This is a genomic window from Streptomyces sp. NPDC055103, assembly GCF_053607625.1.
In genome coordinates this window covers 1-17,801 of record NZ_JBSGTX010000081.1, presented here as the reverse complement: position 1 = coordinate 17,801, position 17,801 = coordinate 1, and the positions used below count along the sequence as shown (strand labels likewise).

The window sequence follows — 17,801 nt, the reverse complement described above, 5'->3', positions numbered from 1 at the left end:
GGGCCGTCGCGTGCGGGGTGGCAGGCCCTACGAAGCCATCACCAGGTCGACCGAGTCGCCGAAGGTGAGGCGGCAGGTGTCGGCGCGGTAGGTGGCCACGGAGACGGCGGCGGTGCGTCCCCCGGAGAGGTAGCGGGTCGTCACGACGAGGACGGGCGCGCCCGGCAGCCGGTCGAGCTCCTTGGCGTCGTCGGCGCGGGCCGAACCGAGCTCCACGGAGCGGTCCTGGCCGTCGAGGGCGAGGTGCTGGAGCTCGCGCAGCACCGTACGGGCGCGGGCGGGTCCCGAGGGGGCGTCGATGGCGCTGAGGCCCGGCACGGAGGCGGCGGGCACGTACAGCAGCTCGGCGGCGACCGACTGGCCCTGGGTGACGCGGATTCGGCGGACGACGTGCACCCGCTCGTCCGCGGCGGTCTCCAGGACGCGCGCGACGACGGCCGGGGCCACGTCGCTCGCGGAGTCCTGGGGCTGCCAGGTCTCGTCGCCGACGCCGGGCCAGGCCTGCTGGGCGGTGGAGACGTCCACGCCGACGCGCGGCGGGGCGACGGTGGTGCCGACGCCGCGGCGACGCTGCAGGCGGCCTTCCAGCTCCAGCTGCTCCAGGGCCTGGCGGAGCGTGGCACGGGCGACGCCGAAGCGTGCCGCGAGCTCCCGCTCGTTGGGCAGGATCTCTCCGACGGCGAAGTCCGAGTCGAGCGCTTCGCCGATAACTGTCTTGAGGTGCTGGTACTTCGGCTCCGGTACCGAATCCAGCTGCGTGGTCCCCACCCTGATCCTCCGCACATTCGCCGTGTCCCGCGGCGTTTTTCCGCGCCCTTGTTTATTAAAGGTTCCTGCACTAACTCTGCGACCATAAGGCGAGCCACCCCCTTGGTCAAGACCAATCCTCCGCCAAACAGCCCCGAATGTGACCCTCTGACCTAGATCGTTCACAGGACGTTCGCGCCCCCGTGAGCCCTGCGCAGCAAAAGGCCCCGCCTCCCTGGGAGGCGGGGCGGGACTACGGCGATCTTCGGAGTCAGAGGTCGGCGAGGGCCTGGAGCTTGTCGGGGTTGCGGATGATGTAGACGCACTGGACGCGTCCGTCGAGGACCTCGACCTGGAGGACGGAGTCCGGCCTGCCGTCCACGTAGGCGATCACGGCGGGAGCGCCGTTGAGCTCGGCGAAGCGGTACGCGTACGTCTCCTCCGCGCCGGTCGCCACGCCGCGGAAGAAGCGGCCGATCTTGTCGGCGCCGTCGATGATCCGCAGCGGGGCCTTGGACTTGCCTCCGCTGTCGCCGACGAGGCGCGCGTCCGGGGCGAGCAGGGCGAGCAGTTCGCCGAGGTCGCCGCCGGAGGCGGCGGTGAGGAAGCGCTCGGTCAGGTCGCGGCGCTCGGTCGGGTCGACGTCGTAGCGCGGCTTGCCCTCGTCGACGTGGCGGCGGGCCCGCCCGGCGAGCTGGCGCACGGCCGCCTCGGAGCGGTCGAGGGCGGTGGCGATCTCCCCGAAGGGGAAGCCGAAGGCCTCGCGCAGCACGAAGACGGCCCGCTCCAGGGGGGAGAGGGATTCCAGGACGACGAGGACCGCCAGCGAGACGGAGTCGGCGAGCAGGGCGCGCTCGGCGGTGTCGGGGGCGGTCGGTCCGAAGTCGGTGACGACGGGCTCGGGCAGCCAGGGGCCGATGTAGGACTCGCGGCGGGCCTGGGCCTGCCGCAGCCGGTCGATGGCGAGCCTGGTGGTGATCCGTACGAGGAAGGCGCGCGGCTCGCGGACGGCGGCGCGGTCCTCGGCGGTCCAGCGGAGCCAGGCCTCCTGGACGACGTCCTCGGCGTCGGCGGCGCGCCCGAGCATCCGGTAGGCGACGCCGAGGAGCATCCGGCGGTGCTCCTCGAAGACGTCGGTCAGGGTGTCGGTCGGCGTGTTCGGTGTATCGGTCGGCACACGCCCATCCCAGCCGACCGCCGCCGCCCTGTCCAGTTTTCGGCCCTGGTCTTGAACTGAACTCTACTGAGCGGTAATTCTTGCTGACGAGTCGTCTAAAGAACTCCAGGGAGCCGGAATGCCCGCACGGATCGCGTTCTCGACCGAGACCCCGTCGGGTCCCCGCACGACGTCCCTGGTGTACGAGCGGAGGGGAGCGGGGGAACCGCTGCTGCTGCTCCACGGCATCGGGCACCACTGGCAGGCCTGGGAGCCGGTGCTCGACATCCTCGCCACCGAGCGCGAGGTGATCGCCGTCGACCTGCCCGGCTTCGGCGCCTCGGACGGCCTCCCGGAGGGCTGTTCCTACGACCTCCCCACCGTCGTCGCGGTGCTCGGCGCGTTCTGCGAGGCCGTCGGCGTCACCCGGCCGCACGTCGCGGGGAACTCCCTGGGCGGGCTGCTCGCGCTGGAGCTCGGCCGGGAGAAGCTGGTGCGCTCGGTGACCGCCCTCTCCCCCGCCGGCTTCTGGTCGGAGGGCGAGCGGCGGTACGCCTTCGGGACGCTGCGGGCCATGCGGGGCGCGGCGCTGAGCCTGCCCGTGCCGGTGATCGAGCGGCTCTCCCGTACGCCCTTCGGGCGGGCCGTGCTCACCAGCACCATCTACGCGCGCCCCGGCCGGCGTTCACCCGAGGCGGTCCTCGCCGAGACCCTCGCGCTGCGCGGGGCCTCCGGCTTCCACCAGACCCTGGCCGCCGGCGGGGCCGTGCGCTTCCGCGACGACGTGCCCGGCGTCCCGGTCACGGTCGCGTGGGGCACCGGGGACCGGCTGCTCCTGCGCCGCCAGGGCGTCCGCGCCAAGCACACCCTGCCCGGCGCCCGGCTCGTGCGGCTGCCCGGCTGCGGTCACGTGCCGATGAACGACGACCCGGCTCTCGTCTCCCGCGTGATCCTGGACGGCAGCCGCTGACCTCGTACGGCTGAACAGGCCGGTGCCCAAAGCGGCCCCGGCCCCCACGAGGAGGCCGCCGGCCGCCTGCGGGAGACCGAAGGCGGCGCCCGCGACGAGGGCGGCGCTCAGGGCGGCCGCGACCGGGATCGCCCCGGTGTAGAGAGTGGCCCGCTCCATGCCGATCCGCTGGACGCCCATGTAGAAGAGGACGAATCCGACGACGGTGGCCAGGGCCGCCTGCCAGACCAGGGCGCCCGCCTCCACGGCCGTCGGCGTCCGGACGAAACCGGCCCCGTCGACGGCGAGGCCGACGAGCGTCGCCTCGACCGCGCCGATCCCGCACACGGCGGCGGTCAGCAGTTTCGGCCCGAGCAGCCGCAGTACCGGCACGGCGAGCACAGTGAATCCCACCTCGCCCACGAGCGCCGCGACCGACCAGCCGATCCCGGCCATGTCCGTCCGGCCCCAGCCCTGGACGGTGAAGGCTCCCGCCGCGACGAGGAGCGCCCCGTACAGGACGGCGGGGGCGGGCCTGCGGCCCTCGGCCAGCGGGACCAGGACGGCGACGACGACCGGTGCGCAGCCGACCAGGACACCGGGGACGGCCGGTTCCGCGGTTCGCTCCGCGGCGAGCACCGCGAGGTTGAAGCCGATCATGCCGACGGCCGCGACCGCGCCGAGCCGCAGCCAGTGGCGGAGCGTCAGGGTCCGGAGCGGGGCGAGCCCGCCGCGGCCGAGCAGCGGGAGCAGGAGCAGGCAGGCGGCCGCGTACCGCAGCGCCTGCCCGCCGGCGTACGGGTAGGCGCCGAGGAGGCTGTTGGCGGTGAAGGAAGCACCCACCAGGGCGTAGGCGAGGGTCACGAGGAGGACGCCGCGCAGGGAGTTCGCGTTCATGGTCCCGACGCTAGGAGCCGGGGCGGCCCCGGTTGAGGTCCACTTTCCCCTCGTCATCGGGGACCACTTCGGTCGACGTCGGGATCCCTTCGAGGCGCGGAGGGCATACTCGGCGGGAATCGCCCCCAGGGACAGGATCGTGAGACGGACGTGCCATCGCCCCGGACGAGACGACAACGGAGTGACGGCCACGGACAGGCCCCCGACCGCGACCATGACCGCGATCACGACCACGACCACGACCTCGGCACCTCCGCCGCGGGCCAGGGCGCGCAGCCTGCCTGGGAGCTGCTGCTTCCGGCAGTCGGCGCCCCGGCCCGGCGGCGGGGGCGGGCGCTGCAGGAGGCGCTGCGGGCCGCGGTGCGCTCGGGGCGGTTGACGCCCGGGACCCGGCTGCCGTCGAGCCGTGAGCTCGCGGCCGACCTCGGTGTCTCACGGGGCCTGATCACCGAGGCGTACGAGCAGCTCACCGCCGAGGGGTACCTGCGCAGCGACCGGGGCGCGGGGACCTGGGTGGGCGGTGCGGCGCGCTCGGCCGTGCGCGGAGCCCACGACCCGGCGCCCGGGATGCCCGAGGTCCGGGTGGACTTCCGTCCGGGCACCCCGGACCTCTCGCTGTTCCCGAGGACCGCCTGGGCGGCGGCCCAGCGGTCCGTCCTCGCGCGGCTGCCGCACCCTGCCCTCGGCTACCCGGACCCGCGCGGGCTGCCCGAGCTGCGCGAGGCGCTGGCGGGGATGCTGGCGCGGCGGCGGGGTGTCGTGGCCGACCCGGAGCGGCTGGTGGTCTGTTCGGGCGTGGCGCAGGCGTCGACGCTGCTCGGTTTCGTGCTGCGGGCGCGGGGGCTGCGGACGATCGGCGTCGAGGATCCGGGCAGCCCGGAGCACGCGCGGCTGTTCGCCTCGACCGGGATGGACACGCTGTGGCTGCCGCTGGACGAGGAGGGGCTGCTGCCGGGTCCGCTCGCCGGCTCCGGCGTGCGCGCGGTGGTCGTGACGCCCTCGCACCAGTTCCCCTCCGGGATCAGCTGGTCGGCGGAGCGGCGGTCCGTACTGCTCGACTGGGCGCGGACGGTGGACGGGTACGTCATGGAGGACGACTACGACGGCGACTTCCGGTACGACCGGGCGCCGGTCGGCGCGCTCCAGGGGCTCGACCCGGAGCGCGTCCTCTACGCGGGCTCGGTCAGCAAGTCGCTGGCGCCCGGGCTGCGGCTCGGCTGGATGCTCGTCCCCGAGGCGCTGCTCGGCGAGGTCGTGGAGCGCAAGCGGACGATGGACCTCGGCAATCCCGTACTCGATCAGGCGGTGCTCGCGGAGTTCGTGACGCGCGGCGGGTACGACCGGCAGTTGCGGCGCTGTCAGCGCGCCTACCGGGAGCGGCGGGACGCGCTGCTCACGGCGCTCGACGAGCAACTGCCGGGCACCCGGGTGAGCGGGATCGCGGCCGGGCTGCACGTCATCGCGCGCGTGCCGGGGCGGTTCGGGCCTCCGGCGCGGTTCCTGGCGCGGGCGGCGGAGGCGGGGGTGGCGCTGCGGCCCCTGGAGGACTACGGCACGGCGCGGCCGTCCGACGGGGACGTACGGCTGGTCGTCGGGTACGCGCATCTGTCGCCGTCGGTCATCGCGCGGGGCATCCGGCTCGTGGCGGAGGCGGTGGGCCGTCCCGGCCGGGAGTGATCTGTTCACGCGGGGTTGGTGTGGGCGCCGCCCCCGGCCGTTAGGCAGGGTGGGGCGGCGCGACTCCCGCGCCCCGGACACCTTCTGGAGGTCCTCCATGTCCCACCCCGTGCCTGGTTCCTCTCCCTCCCCCGCGCGGCGTGGTCTGCTGCGCGGGTCGCTGGCCGCTTCGGCGGCGCTCGCGCTCGGCGGCGCGGGCCTGGCGGCCCCGGCGTTCGCGCTCTCGGGGCGCCCGCGGGCCGCCTGGGGTGTGCAGACGGGCGACGTCACGGCCTCCTCCGGTCTGGTGTGGGTGCGGTCCGACCGGCCGGCGCGCATGGTCGTCGAGACCTCGGCGAGCGAGTCGTTCCGGCGGGTGCGCCGGCACCACGGGCCGCTGGTCGGTGCGGGCACGGACTTCACCGGGACGGCGGCGCTGCGCGGGCTGCCGGCGGGCGAGCAGATCCACTACCGGGTGACCCTGGCGGACCCGGACGATCCGCGCCGGACGGGCGAGCCGGTCGTCGGCACGTTCCGTACGGCCCCGGAGCGGCGCCGCGACGGGGTCCGCTTCCTCTGGTCGGGGGACGTCGCGGGGCAGGGCTGGGGCATCAACCCTGACATCGGCGGCTTCCGCGCGTACGAGGAGATGCGCCGTCTCGACCCGGACTTCTTCCTGTGCAGCGGCGACTCGATCTACGCCGACGGGGTCGTCCTGCCGAGCGTGACGCTGCCCGACGGGCGGATCTGGCGGAACGTCACGACGCCGGAGAAGTCGAAGGTCGCGGAGACGCTCGCCGAGTACCGGGGCAACTTCCGGTACAACCTCCTCGACCACAACGTCCGGGCGTTCAACGCGCAGGTGCCGTCGGTGGTGCAGTGGGACGACCACGAGGTGCGCAACAACTGGTACCCGGGCCAGATCCTGGACGACGCGCGCTACACGGAGAAGGACGTGGACGTCCTCGCGGCCCGCGCGCTGCGCGCCTTCGGCGAGTACACGCCGGTGTCCACGCTGCACGCGCGCGGGAAGGCCGCTCGCATGCACCGGGTGGTGCGGTACGGGCCGCTGCTCGACGTGTTCGTGCTCGACATGCGCTCGTACCGGAACGCCAACTCCCCCGGCCGGCAGGCCGACGACACCACGGGCATCCTGGGCGGGGAGCAGCTGGCCTGGCTGAAGCGGGAGCTGGCCGCGTCCACGGCGGTGTGGAAGGTGCTCGCCGCGGACATGCCGCTGGGTCTGGTCGTGCCGGACGGCTCCGCGAACTTCGAGGCGGTCGCGCAGGGCGACCCGGGCGCGCCGCTGGGCCGCGAGCTCCAGATCGCGGAGCTGCTGCGGTTCGTGAAGCACCGCCGGATCACCGGCACGGTGTGGCTGACGGCGGACGTCCACTACACGTCGGCGCAGCACTACGCGCCGGAGCGGGCGGCCTTCCAGGACTTCGCGCCCTTCTGGGAGTTCGTGTCGGGTCCGCTGGCGGCGGGTGGGTTCCCGGCGAACGCGCTGGACGCGACGTTCGGTCCCGAGCGGGTGTTCGTCCGGGCGCCGGAGCGGGCGAACCTGTCGCCGATGGAGAGCCCGCAGTACTTCGGCGAGGTCGACATCGACGGGGACAGCGGCGAGCTGACGGTACGGCTGCGGGCCGAGGGCGGCTCGGTGCTGTTCAGCAAGGTGCTGCGGCCGGGGCTCGTCGGACAGTAGGGAGGCGGTACGGAGAGGGCGCCGCGCTGATTGTCAGTGGGGCGCCCTACCGTTTTCCCCATGACGCGATCCGTACATGCGCTCGCCTACGCACGCTCGTCCGCGCTGGAGTCCTCGGGCTCCGGGCGGCTGCTCGGTCTGGAGACCTCGGGGGGTCTCACGCCCCGGGGCGCCGAGGCCCGTCCCCGTTTCTTCTCCGGCTTCCTGGCCGCTCCGCAGGTCGCCGCCCGCGGGCTGCTCGCGGTCGCCGACGTGGCGGCGGCCCGCTACCACCAGCGGATGCGGGCCGGTTCGCTGGACCCGGTGGTGACGGGGAACGGGGACCGGCTGCGGTTCGAGTCCTTCTCGGGCTGCGGCGGGGTGTACGCGCGTCTGGACGTGCTCGACGAGGGTCTCGGCGGCGCGGAGACGGGTCACGGCACGACCAATGTGGACGTCAACCATCCGCTGCGCGAGGCGCTGTCGCGGATGACCGGGGACGAGCCGCTGCATCTGCGGGTCGGCCCCGACGAGATGGCGGTGACGACCCTTGCGGGGGCGGTCGTGGAGAAGAAGGTCCCCCTGCCGGACCGGTGGCTGCGGGGTTTCGCCGAAGCGCAGGTCGCCTCGGCCCGGTTCGACCTGCGGGCCGAGCTGACGGGGGCGGAGGCCGTCCGCTTCCTGAGGTCCCTGCCGCGCGGGCAGGCGCGGGGGCGCGGCCCGCTCTGGGTCGTCCCGGCGGGCCGGGCGCTGCGTCCGACGACACGGCCGGGTCCTGGTGCGGTGTGTCTGCCGGGTCCCGACCGACTGGTCGCCCTGGAGCGGGTGCTGCGGCACGCGACGGGGCTGCGGGTGTACGGGCCGGTGCCGGACGGCGCGGCCACGGCGAGCGCCTGGGAGGTGACCCAGCCGGGCATGCGGCTCACGCTGACGCTCTCGCCCGACCCGGCGCGGGGCTTCTCCGGCGAGGGCGGGGTGCTGGAGGCGCTGGCGACGGAGGACGCGGCGCGGGACGCGGAGCTGGTCGCCGTGCTGCTGGCCTGGGAGCCGCGGATCGATCCGGCGGACCTCGCGGCGCAGGCCGGGCTCACGGTCGACCGGGTCCGCGCGGCGCTGACCCGGCTGGGCACTGCGGGCCGGGTGGGGTACGACGTGGCGGAGGCGGCCTACTTCCACCGGGAGCTGCCGTACGACGCGGACCGGGCCGAGCGGCACAACCCCCGCCTGGTGAGCGCTCGCCGGCTGGTCGCGGAGGACGCGGTGCGGCTGGAAGGGGAGTTGGCGACGGTGGTCTCGGGCGAGCGCCGCTACCGGGTGCGGGAGTCCGGCGGGGCGCTGAACTGTACGTGCCAGTGGTGGGCGGACCACCAGGGGCGGCGGGGTCCGTGCAAGCACGCGCTCGCGGTACGGATGGTCCGGCGGGGTGCTTCGGCCACCGAGCCGGTGCCGGGGGGCGAGCCGGGAGCCGTCCCGGACGCGGGGCCCGGGGCCGAGGAGCAGAGGATGGGGGCCGTGCAGTGACGCGAGAGACGGAGAAGGCCGTGGGGACGACGCAGACCGAAGAGGGCGGGCAGGCCGTGGCGAGCACGGACGCCGAAGGGGACGGGCTGGGCTCGGGGGTCGAGCGGCTGGTCGACGCGGTGCGTGGTGGCCGCGTCGAGGAGGTGCCCGCGCTTCTGGAGGGGATGGGCGCGGCCGAGCGGCGGACGGCGCTCGGCCGGCTGAAGGCGCTGCGTACCGAAGTGCGGGGCTGGGAGCAGAAGCGCCCGCGCGAGGCCGGCGAAGTCCAGCGCGCGCTCTACGTCGCGGGGGCCGGCTGTCACGTGGGGGCTTCTGCGGCGGCGACCTGGCTCGGCGGACGCGACCTGATGCCCTGGCGTTCCGAGGGCTGTGACCTGGCGCTCCGCGTGCTCGCCGACCGTTCTCCGGAGTGGCAGGCCGACGTCGCGGCCCGGCTCGCCGCACGGCCGGCGGTGGCGGAGGACAACCACCCGCTGATCCGGGGACTCGTGGAGCGGTCCGGCTGCGCGGTGCCGGTGACCGACGGCTATGTCCTCGGCTGGGTGCGGCAGTTCCGCGACGGCAGCCGCTGGAGGCTGTCGTTCGAGGGCCCCGAGCTCCTGGAGCGGCTGCGGGAGGATCCGCAGACGCCGCCCCTGGTGATCCACGCCCTCTCGATGTCGGAGAGCCCCGACCAGTTGACGTGGACGCTCACCGAGGCCCCCCACGCGCACTGGCCCACGGCGGTCGCGGCGCTCGTCGGGGAGGGTCTGGTGGACCGGACCGCGGTCCTGGACACCGCGCTGTCCCGGCTGTTGCGCGGGGGGCGCCCGCGCGACCTGCGGTTCCCGCTGGACGTGCTGCGGCTGATCGAGCCGACGGCCGCGGAGTTCCGGGAGCGGATCCCCGACCTGGTCGGGATGACGGCGGACACGCCGTCGACGATCGCGGGGTACGCGCAGGAGGTGCTGGCGGAGCTGGCGGCGGACGGGGCGCTGTCGACGGCCGCTCTGGCCGAGATGACGAGCTCGGTGCTCTTCCGGACCGAGAAGAAGCTGGTGCGCGCCCAGTTGACACTGGTCGGCAAGGCGCTGGTGCGGGACCCGGGCGCGGCGGACGAGCTGCTGCCCGCGGTGGCGGAGGTCTTCGGGAACGAGGACACCGACCTCCAGGGGCGCGCGCTGAAGCTGGTGGGCCGTCATCTGTCCGCCGTGGACGCCTCCGTACGACGGGAACTGGCCGATCGGGCCGGGCTGCTGAGCCCGGCCCACCGACAGGCCGCCGTGGAACTTTTCGGGGAGGCCCTGGAGAGCGAGACGGGGAATCCGTACGAGGAGATCCTGCCGCCCGTACCAGAGCTCCGGCCGGTCGGGCCTCCGGCGGCGACGGTCGAGGAACTGGTCGAGGGCCTGCGGGCGAAGGGGGTGTCCGACGACCCGGTGCGGTTCGAGCGGGCGCTCGACGGACTGGTGCGGCACGCGCACCGGGACCGGGCCGAGGTCACGCGGGCGGTGCGGGACGCGTTCAGCACCAAGAGCTGGCAGGAGCCCTACCACTTCACGTACGACGCCCACGGGGTCCACTCGGTGCTCGCGGGGCTGCTCGGGCTGCTGGACCCGTCGTGGATCGAGGACCGACGGGCACGGGAACCGGAGACCACCGCCTGCTGGCACGAGGTACTGACGGGGATCACGGAGACGCGATTGTACGAGGCCGCGGCCCTGGTCGGCACGGGAGCGCTGCCCTTCCTGCTGGCCGCGCCGACCGTGAGCACCGGCGGCATCGATCCGGCGACGCTCGTGGAGCGGCTGCGCGCCTATCGGGACGCGGGCGTCGAGCCCGCCCCGGCCGATCTGGCCCAGGCGCTGCTGCGGGTCCTGCGGACCGACCCCGGTGCCGCGCGGGCGGAAGAGGAGGCGTCAGCCCTCGGGACCGTGGCCGGGCGGCGGCTCGCCGCGTGGCTGCGGACGGACGAGCCGCTGGCGGCGACCGTACGGATCCTCGAGCGGGAGGAGGACCGGACCCTTGAGCGGTGGTACGTCCAGCAGCGGGTGGCGGTCGAGCTCGCCGACCGGGCCGCGGTGCGGGAGGAGTTCCCGCCCGCCTTCCGGTGGCTGGGCGGCACCCTGGAGTCGACGCCCCGCCGCTGCTACCACTGGGTCCAGGGCGGGGAGCACTGGGCGTCGATCCTGCCGGCCGACCGTGAGGTGCTCGCGGCCTGCTTCGTACCGTCGCTCGCACGCGGCACCGACAGCGCGCGGGAGACGGCCGAACCGCTGACCGGGATGGCGGAGGCCGAGGGCCGGGTGGGCCGGGCGGTCGCCCTCGCTCTCGCGTTCGGTCTGGGCAGCGGGGACGCCGACGACCGGCTGCGGGCGGTGGACGCGCTGCTCGTGCTGGCGTCCCGGGGGGACCTGGACACGCGTCAGGTGGGCGAGGAGCTCGCGTGGCTGGTCGCCGAGGGTGCGGTCAAGCCGAACCGGCTGGCGGACGCGGCCCGGACGGCGGCGGTCACGGGGGCCTACGCGACGGTCTGGGCGGTCCTCGGGGCGGCGCTCCCCGCGCTGCTCGCCGACGGGAAGCCGGTGCGCGGGTCCGGGGACGTGCTCGCGGTGGCGGCCGACTGCGTGGAGCGGTGCGGGGCCCGGGGCGAGGTGCCCGGCCTTGCCGGCGTGGCCTCGGGCAAGGGCTCCTCGCAGGTGGTCGTGCAGGCGAGGCGGCTGCGCGCCGCGCTCGGCCAGCCGGCCTGACAACAGGAAGGCTGAAGGGAGAGGCCTGACGAGAGGCCCGATGGGGGCCTGACGCGGGAGGCCTGATGGGGAAGGCCTGACGAGAGGCCCGATGGGGGCCTGACGCGGGAGGCCTGATGGGGAAGGCCTGACAAGAGCCTGCTCAGGGGGCCGATCAGACTGTGACTCAAACGGTCCGAATCGGCCCCTAAGGCACCAGATCGGCGCTTAACCCGTCAGTCACAAAACGTTCGTGATCACGCAACACCGGTGGGTCACAGTGAAGCCATGACCGATGTGACGTCTTCGAAGAGCACCCGCCGTCCCCACCACTGGCGGCACGACCTGATCGAGCTCGCTGCCCTGTTCACCGCCGTGGTGGTGGCCGACACGATCGCCAAGACCATCGCCAAGGGGCCCGACGGCCACTACCTCCTGGTGTTCTCGGCGATCGCGCTGGCCGCCACCGCCGCCTTCCACACATGGTGGGCGCGGCGGCACAGCCACAGCCATGCGCCGCCCGCCGCTGATACCAGCGGGCCGACCGCCCGCACCGCCGCGGCGGCCGACCGAGCCCACCGGGCCGACCCGAGCGGGCAGTCCGACCCGAGCGGCCAGGAGGCATCCGCGTCCCGGCCGGCCGCCGAGACCGTGCTCTGGCGCATGCGGACCACCGTCGAGGACGCCCCGGGCAGCCTCGCCGCCCTGTGCACCGTCCTCGCCCGGCTGCGCGTGGACATCCTCACCCTCCAGACCCACCCGCTCGCCCAGGGCACCGTCGACGAGTTCCTGCTGCGCGCCCCCGCCGACCTCTCCGCCCAGGCCCTCGCCCGCGAGACCGCGGCGGCCGGCGGCCGGGACACCTGGACCGAGCGGGCCGACGCCCACGACCTGGTGGACACGCCCACGCGAGTCCTCGGCCTCGCCACCCGTACGGCCCTCGACGCGGCCGAACTGCCGCTCGCGCTGCGCCAGCTCCTCGGCCGCTGCACCATCCACTCCGTGCCCGCGCTGTCCCTGACCGGCCGCCCCACCGGCGAACAGGCCCCGGTCGAAGGGGTCCTGGAGGAGACGGTGATGCGGCTGCGCGACCCGCACGGCGGCACGCTCATCGTCGAGCGGCCGTATCTGCCCTTCACCCCGACCGAGTTCGCCCGCGCCCGCGCGCTCGTCGAGCTCGACGCCCGCCTCGGCCCGCGACTCCCGCGCAGCCAGGACGTGCTGACGCTGCCGGAGGGCAACGAGATCACCGTGCGCCGTGCGGACCAGCGCGACCTGCGCGCCGCGCGCGCGATGCACGACCGCTGCTCGGCCCGCACCCTCGGCCTGCGGTACCACGGTCCGGTCGGCGACGCCGACCGCTACCTCGACCACCTGCTCAGCCCCCGCTTCGGGCGCACGCTGGCCGTGCAGACGACCTCCGGCCGGCTCGTCGCCCTCGGCCACCTCCTGTGGGACGGCGACGAGACCGAGGTCGCCCTGATGGTCGAGGACGACTGGCAGCGGCGCGGCATCGGCTCCGAGCTCCTCGGCCGCCTGGTGGCGATGGCCGAGGAGGCCGGCTGCGCGAGCGTGTACGCCGTGACGCAGGCGTCCAACACCGGGATGGTGGCCGCCATGCGGGCGCTCCAGCTCCCGCTCGACTACCAGATCGAGGAGGGCACCCTCGTCATCACCGCCCGACTGGCCGCAGCACCGCGCCAGAGCCCTCGCTCGCCGTCGCGGTCGCTGCCTCACGAGGAGGTCCGGCGGGCGGAGCACTGAGCGCCTGCGTCAGATCGCGCCAGAGGTCCTCGACGTCCTCCAGGCCGACCGACATGCGCAGCAGCCGGTCGCTGACGCCCGCCGAACGCCGGTCTCCCTCGGCCACGATCCGGTGGCTGATGGAGGCCGGGTGCTGGATGAGGGTGTCGACGCTGCCGAGGCTGACCGCCGGGGTGATCAGCCGCACTCCGGCGATCACGTCGTGCGGGTCACCGTAGACCTCGAAGGCGATCATCGCGCCGCCGATCCGCGGGTAGTGGACGCTCGCGATCCGGGGGTCGGTGGCGAGGCGCCGGACGAGCTCCGCCGCCGAGGAGGACGCCGCCTTCACCCGTACCGGCAGGGTGGAGAGGCCCCGGAGCAGCAGATAGCCGGCGAGCGGGTGGAGCACCCCGCCGGTGGCGAAGCGGACCTGGCGGAGGGTCCGGGCGAACTCCTCGTCGCAGGCGACGATCCCGCCCATGACGTCGCCGTGTCCGCCCAGGTACTTGGTCGCGCTGTGCAGCACGATCCGCGCGCCCTGCTCGACGGGCCGCTGGAGGACGGGCGTGGCGAAGGTGTTGTCGACCAGGAGCGGCACGGAACCGCAGGAGTGGGCGAGGGCGCGGATGTCGGCCTCGGCGAGGGTCGGGTTCGCCGGTGACTCGACCATGACCAGGCCGGTGTCGGGGCGGATCGCGTCGGCGACGCCCGCCGGGTCGGTCCAGGTCACCTCGGTGCCGAGCAGCCCTGCCTCCAGGAGGTGGTCGCTGCAGCCGTACAGCGGACGGACCGCGACCACGTGGCGCAGCCCCTGGCTCGCCCGGGCGAGGAGGACGGCGGTGAACGCCGCCATGCCGCTGGCGAAGGCCACGGCGGCCTCGGCGCCCTCCAGGCGGGCGAGGGCCTCCTCGAAGCGGGCCACGGTGGGGTTGTCGAGCCGGGCGTAGACGGGCGGCCCGTCGAGCCGGGCGCCCGTGGTGGCGAACTCGTCGATGCGGGCGGCCTCGGCCCGGGCGTCGTACGAGGGGTAGGTGGTCGACAGGTCGAGCGGCGGGGCGTGCAGTCCGAGCGTGGCGAGGTCCTCGCGGCCGGCGTGCACGGCTTCGGTGGCGAGCGCTCTCGGGGTGGCCGAGGGGTCGCGGTCCATGGCGTCCATGGCGGCACTGTGAACGTTTACCGGAAGGTAGCGGGAAGATGCCGTGCTACGTTCGGCCGATGGCCGAATCTGTCGAACTGGACGCGGTCGATCTGCACATTCTTCGCCTCCTGCAGAACGACGCCCGGACCACCTACCGTGAGCTCGCCGCCGAGGTCGGCGTGGCGCCCTCGACCTGCCTGGACCGAGTGGCCCGCCTGCGCCGCACAGGCGTGATCCTCGGTCACCAACTACGACTGGATCCGGCCAAACTCGGTCGCGGGCTGGAGGCGCTTCTCCTCGTACAGGTCCGCCCGCACCGGCGGGAACTGATCGGTCCGTTCGTCGATCGGATCCGCGCCCTTCCCGAGTCCCGGGCGCTCTTCCATCTGACCGGCCCCGACGACTACCTGGTCCACGTGGCCGTGGCGGACCCCGCCGACCTGCAACGACTCGTGCTCGACGAGTTCACGTCCCGCCGCGAGGTGGCCCGGGTGGAGACCCGGCTGATCTTCCAGCAGTGGGAGTGCGGACCGCTCCTGCCGCCCTCGGCAAGCCCTTCCTTGTCGGCCGACTGAGATCGAACGAGGGTGACGGGGGCCCGTGGAAGAGGCCAGGATGACCCCCATGCCAGAGACTTCCAGCAGCCCGCTGCCCCGCCAGGTCGCCGACGCCCACGTCGACGCACTCATCGCCCTCGACCCGATCACCGGTACGTACCTGGGAGTCAAGGAGAGCGCCGGTCGTCTGCCCGACTTCTCGCCCGCCGGGCAGCAGGCCGTGGCCGACCTCGCCCGGCGCACGCTCGCCGCCCTCGACGCGGCGGAGCGCGTCCCGGGCGCCGAGAGCGACGCGGAGCAGCGGTGCGCCCGGCTGCTGCGGGAGCGTCTCACGGCCGAACTCGCCGTCCACGAGGCCGACGAGGGTCTCTGCACGGTCAGCAACATGCGGTCGCCCGCCCACAGCGTGCGCATCGCCTTCACGATGATGCCGACGGAGACCCCGGAGGACTGGACGGCGGTCGCCTCCCGGCTGCGGGCCGTCCCCGCCGCGCTGGAGGGCTACCGCTCCGCGCTCGCGCTCGGCCTGGAGCGCAGGCTCTTCGCCGGGCCGCGCCCCACCGCGACCTTCGTCGGCCAGCTCACCGAGTGGGCGGGTGGGGAGAGCGGAGGGCCGGGCTGGTTCGAGGAGTTGGCGGCGGCCCGTCCCGACACGCTGCCCGAGGAGCTCAGGACCGAGCTCGCGGTGGCGTCCCGGGGCGCCACCGTGGCGGTGGCGGCCCTGCGGGACTGGATGCGGGACGTGTACGCCCCGACCGTCGCCGACGCCCCGAACACCGTGGGCCGGGAGCGCTACCAGCGCTGGACCCGCTACTTCAACGGCACCGACCTGGACCTCGACCAGGCGTACGCGTACGGCTGGTCCGAGTACCACCGCCTGCTCGGCGAGATGCGGACCGAGGCGGAGCGCATCCTGCCCGGCGCGGGCCCCTGGGAGGCGCTCGCCCACCTCGACGAGCATGGCACGCACGTCGAGGGCGTGGATGAGGTACGGGTCTGGCTCCAGGCGCTGATGGACGAGGCCATCGAGGCGCTCGACGGCACCCACTTCGAACTCGCCGAGCGCGTACGGCGGGTGGAGTCCCGGATCGCCCCGCCCGGCGGCGCGGCCGCGCCGTACTACACCGGCCCGTCCGAGGACTTCTCGCGCCCCGGCCGCACCTGGCTGCCGGTGGACGGCACGACCCGCTTCCCCGTCTACGACATGGTGTCGACCTGGTACCACGAGGGCGTGCCGGGCCATCACCTCCAGATCGCGCAGTGGGTGCACGTCGCCGACCGCCTCTCCCGGTACCAGGCGACCATCGGCAAGGTGAGCGCCAACATGGAGGGCTGGGCGCTGTACGCGGAGCGGCTGATGGACGAGCTCGGCTTCCTGCCGGACGCGGAGCGGCGGCTCGGCTACCTCGACGGCCAGATGATGCGCGCCTGCCGGGTGATCGTGGACATCGGCATGCACCTGGGTCTGGAGATCCCGGTGGACTCGCCGTTCCGGCCGGGCGAGCGGTGGACCCCGGAGCTCGCCCAGGAGTTCTTCCAGCTGCACAGCAGCCGCCCGCCGGCCTTCGTGGAGAGCGAGATGACCCGCTACCTCTCGATGCCGGGGCAGGCGATCGGCTACAAGCTGGGCGAGCGCGCCTGGCTGCTCGGGCGCGCCAACGCGCAGGCGGCGCACGGCGAGGCGTTCGACGCGAAGGCCTGGCACATGGCGGCCCTCTCGCAGGGCCCGCTGGGCCTCGACGACCTGGTCGACGAGCTGTCGCGCCTCTGAGCCGAGGCCGGTTCCGGCTGGCCACGAGACCTGGACCGGGCCGGGCCCGTGCCCGTGCCCGTGCCACCGGATGAGAATCCCCGGCCGATACCTTGATCGGCCGGGGATTTCCCTGCTATCTCTGCTGTATGACCACCGACTACACTCCCGACGCCACCGATTGGCGCATTCTCGAAGCGCTCCAGGCCGAGGGCCGGGCCAGCTTCGCCGAGCTGGCCCGCGCCGTGTCGATGTCGCCGTCCGCCGTGACCGAGCGGGTGCGGCGGCTGGAGGACGCCGGGGTGATCGCCGGATACACCGCGATCGTCGACCACGACCGGCTCGGTCTGCCCATCCTCTCCTTCGTACGGCTGCGCTACCCGCACGGCAACTACAAGCCGTTCCACGACCTCCTCGGCACCACGCCCGAGGTCCTGGAGGCCCACCACGTGACGGGCGACGACTGCTTCGTCCTCAAGGTCGCGGCCCGTTCCATGAAGCACCTGGAGGAGATCACCGGGAAGATCTCCACGCTCGGCTCGGTGACGACGAGCGTCGTCTACTCCTCGCCGCTGCCCCGGCGCTCCATCAGCCGCTGAGCGCGTCCCCGCCGGTGCGCAGCCGCACGGCGGAGCCGTGCCGCGCCTTGACGACCTCCAGCTGAGCCGGGATGCGGCGGCGCAGGTCGCCGACGTGGCTGACGATGCCGACGCTGCGGTCGCGCTCGCGCAGCGAGTCGAGGACGTCGAGGACCTCGTCGAGCGTCTGCTCGTCGAGGCTGCCGAAGCCCTCGTCGATGAAGAGGGTGTCGAGCCGGACGCCGCCCGCCTCGTCCGTGACGACGTCCGCGAGGCCGAGGGCGAGCGCGAGGGAGGCGAAGAAGGTCTCGCCGCCGGAGAGGGTGGCGGTGTCGCGTTCGTTGCCCGTCCAGGCGTCCACCACGTGCAGCCCGAGGCCGGCCCGCTTGCCGCCGGAGCGCGCGTCGGAGTGGACGAGGGTGTAGCGGCCGGAGGACATGCGCTGGAGGCGGGCGGTCGCCGCGGCGGCGACCTGTTCGAGGCGGGCGGCCAGGACGTACGACTCCAGGCGCATACGGCGCTCGTTCTCGGCGGACGTGCCGGCGGTGAGGGAGGCGAGCCGGGCCACCCGGTCGTACTCCTCGCGGATCGGACCGAGGCCGCGGACCTCCGCGCCGGCCTGCCGGGAGAGGCCGGCCAGTCCGGTCGCCCGCTCGCGGGCCGCCGCGAGGTCGGACGCGGCCTGCCGGAGAGCGCGGTCGGCCGCCGCGTGGG

General features: G+C 74.3%; 13 protein-coding genes. 9 read left to right on the top strand and 4 right to left on the bottom strand.

Annotated features, from left to right (window positions below; all coding sequences use genetic code 11):
- Nucleotides 1–27: 27 nt before the first annotated feature.
- Complete coding sequence (locus tag ACWFR1_RS34740; RefSeq protein ID WP_453558480.1) at nt 28–768, bottom strand: GntR family transcriptional regulator; 741 nt, start codon at nt 766–768, stop codon at nt 28–30.
- Nucleotides 769–1,018: 250 nt separating this feature from the next.
- Nucleotides 1,019–1,924: an RNA polymerase sigma-70 factor gene (locus ACWFR1_RS34735; RefSeq protein ID WP_453558477.1), complete on the bottom strand. Its 906-nt coding sequence runs from the start codon at nt 1,922–1,924 to the stop codon at nt 1,019–1,021.
- 118 nt (nt 1,925–2,042) lie between these two features.
- Between ACWFR1_RS34735 and ACWFR1_RS34730 the strand changes: the two genes are divergently transcribed.
- The 6 genes from ACWFR1_RS34730 (at nt 2,043) to ACWFR1_RS34705 (ending at nt 13,082) form a co-directional block, all read left to right on the top strand.
- The gene (locus ACWFR1_RS34730) at nt 2,043–2,873 is read left to right on the top strand and encodes an alpha/beta fold hydrolase (RefSeq protein ID WP_453558474.1); all 831 of its coding nucleotides are present in this window, start codon (nt 2,043–2,045) and stop codon (nt 2,871–2,873) included.
- A 1,164-nt stretch (nt 2,874–4,037) separates the two neighbouring features.
- Nucleotides 4,038–5,426: a MocR-like pyridoxine biosynthesis transcription factor PdxR gene (pdxR, locus tag ACWFR1_RS34725; protein WP_453558542.1), complete on the top strand. Its 1,389-nt coding sequence runs from the start codon at nt 4,038–4,040 to the stop codon at nt 5,424–5,426.
- 97 nt (nt 5,427–5,523) lie between these two features.
- Nucleotides 5,524–7,110 (top strand): alkaline phosphatase D family protein, encoded by a 1,587-nt coding sequence (locus tag ACWFR1_RS34720; protein WP_453558471.1) that lies wholly within the window; start codon nt 5,524–5,526, stop codon nt 7,108–7,110.
- Nucleotides 7,111–7,170: 60 nt separating this feature from the next.
- Entirely contained in the window at nt 7,171–8,610 is a 1,440-nt protein-coding gene (locus ACWFR1_RS34715; protein ID WP_453558468.1) for an SWIM zinc finger family protein, read from the top strand.
- Nucleotides 8,607–11,339, top strand: a complete 2,733-nt coding sequence (locus ACWFR1_RS34710) for a DUF7824 domain-containing protein (protein ID WP_453558465.1) — start codon at nt 8,607–8,609, stop codon at nt 11,337–11,339. Before ACWFR1_RS34715 ends, ACWFR1_RS34710 begins: the two co-directional genes overlap by 4 nt.
- A gap of 267 nt (nt 11,340–11,606) precedes the next feature.
- Nucleotides 11,607–13,082 carry a GNAT family N-acetyltransferase gene (locus ACWFR1_RS34705; RefSeq protein ID WP_453558462.1) on the top strand — a complete coding sequence of 492 codons (1,476 nt, stop codon included), beginning with the start codon at nt 11,607–11,609 and terminating at the stop codon, nt 13,080–13,082.
- On the opposite strand, the gene ACWFR1_RS34700 is transcribed toward ACWFR1_RS34705, so the two are convergent.
- Nucleotides 12,991–14,220 (bottom strand): trans-sulfuration enzyme family protein, encoded by a 1,230-nt coding sequence (locus tag ACWFR1_RS34700; RefSeq protein WP_453558459.1) that lies wholly within the window; start codon nt 14,218–14,220, stop codon nt 12,991–12,993. The genes ACWFR1_RS34705 and ACWFR1_RS34700 overlap by 92 nt on opposite strands.
- Before the next feature lie 59 nt (nt 14,221–14,279).
- Here ACWFR1_RS34700 and ACWFR1_RS34695 point away from each other — a divergent pair, with 59 nt between their 5' ends.
- The 3 genes from ACWFR1_RS34695 to ACWFR1_RS34685 all read left to right on the top strand — a co-directional run bounded on the left by ACWFR1_RS34695 (nt 14,280) and on the right by ACWFR1_RS34685 (nt 17,108).
- Nucleotides 14,280–14,777 (top strand): Lrp/AsnC family transcriptional regulator, encoded by a 498-nt coding sequence (locus ACWFR1_RS34695; RefSeq protein WP_453558456.1) that lies wholly within the window; start codon nt 14,280–14,282, stop codon nt 14,775–14,777.
- A gap of 49 nt (nt 14,778–14,826) precedes the next feature.
- On the top strand, nt 14,827–16,530 hold the full coding sequence (locus ACWFR1_RS34690) for a DUF885 domain-containing protein (RefSeq protein ID WP_453558452.1): 1,704 nt from the start codon (nt 14,827–14,829) through the stop codon (nt 16,528–16,530).
- 128 nt (nt 16,531–16,658) lie between these two features.
- On the top strand, nt 16,659–17,108 hold the full coding sequence (locus tag ACWFR1_RS34685; RefSeq protein WP_453558449.1) for an Lrp/AsnC family transcriptional regulator: 450 nt from the start codon (nt 16,659–16,661) through the stop codon (nt 17,106–17,108).
- On the opposite strand, the gene ACWFR1_RS34680 is transcribed toward ACWFR1_RS34685, so the two are convergent.
- A partial coding sequence (locus tag ACWFR1_RS34680; protein WP_453558446.1) for an SbcC/MukB-like Walker B domain-containing protein occupies nt 17,098–17,801 on the bottom strand: 704 nt, incomplete at its 5' end. The two genes, ACWFR1_RS34685 and ACWFR1_RS34680, sit on opposite strands and share 11 nt — an antisense overlap.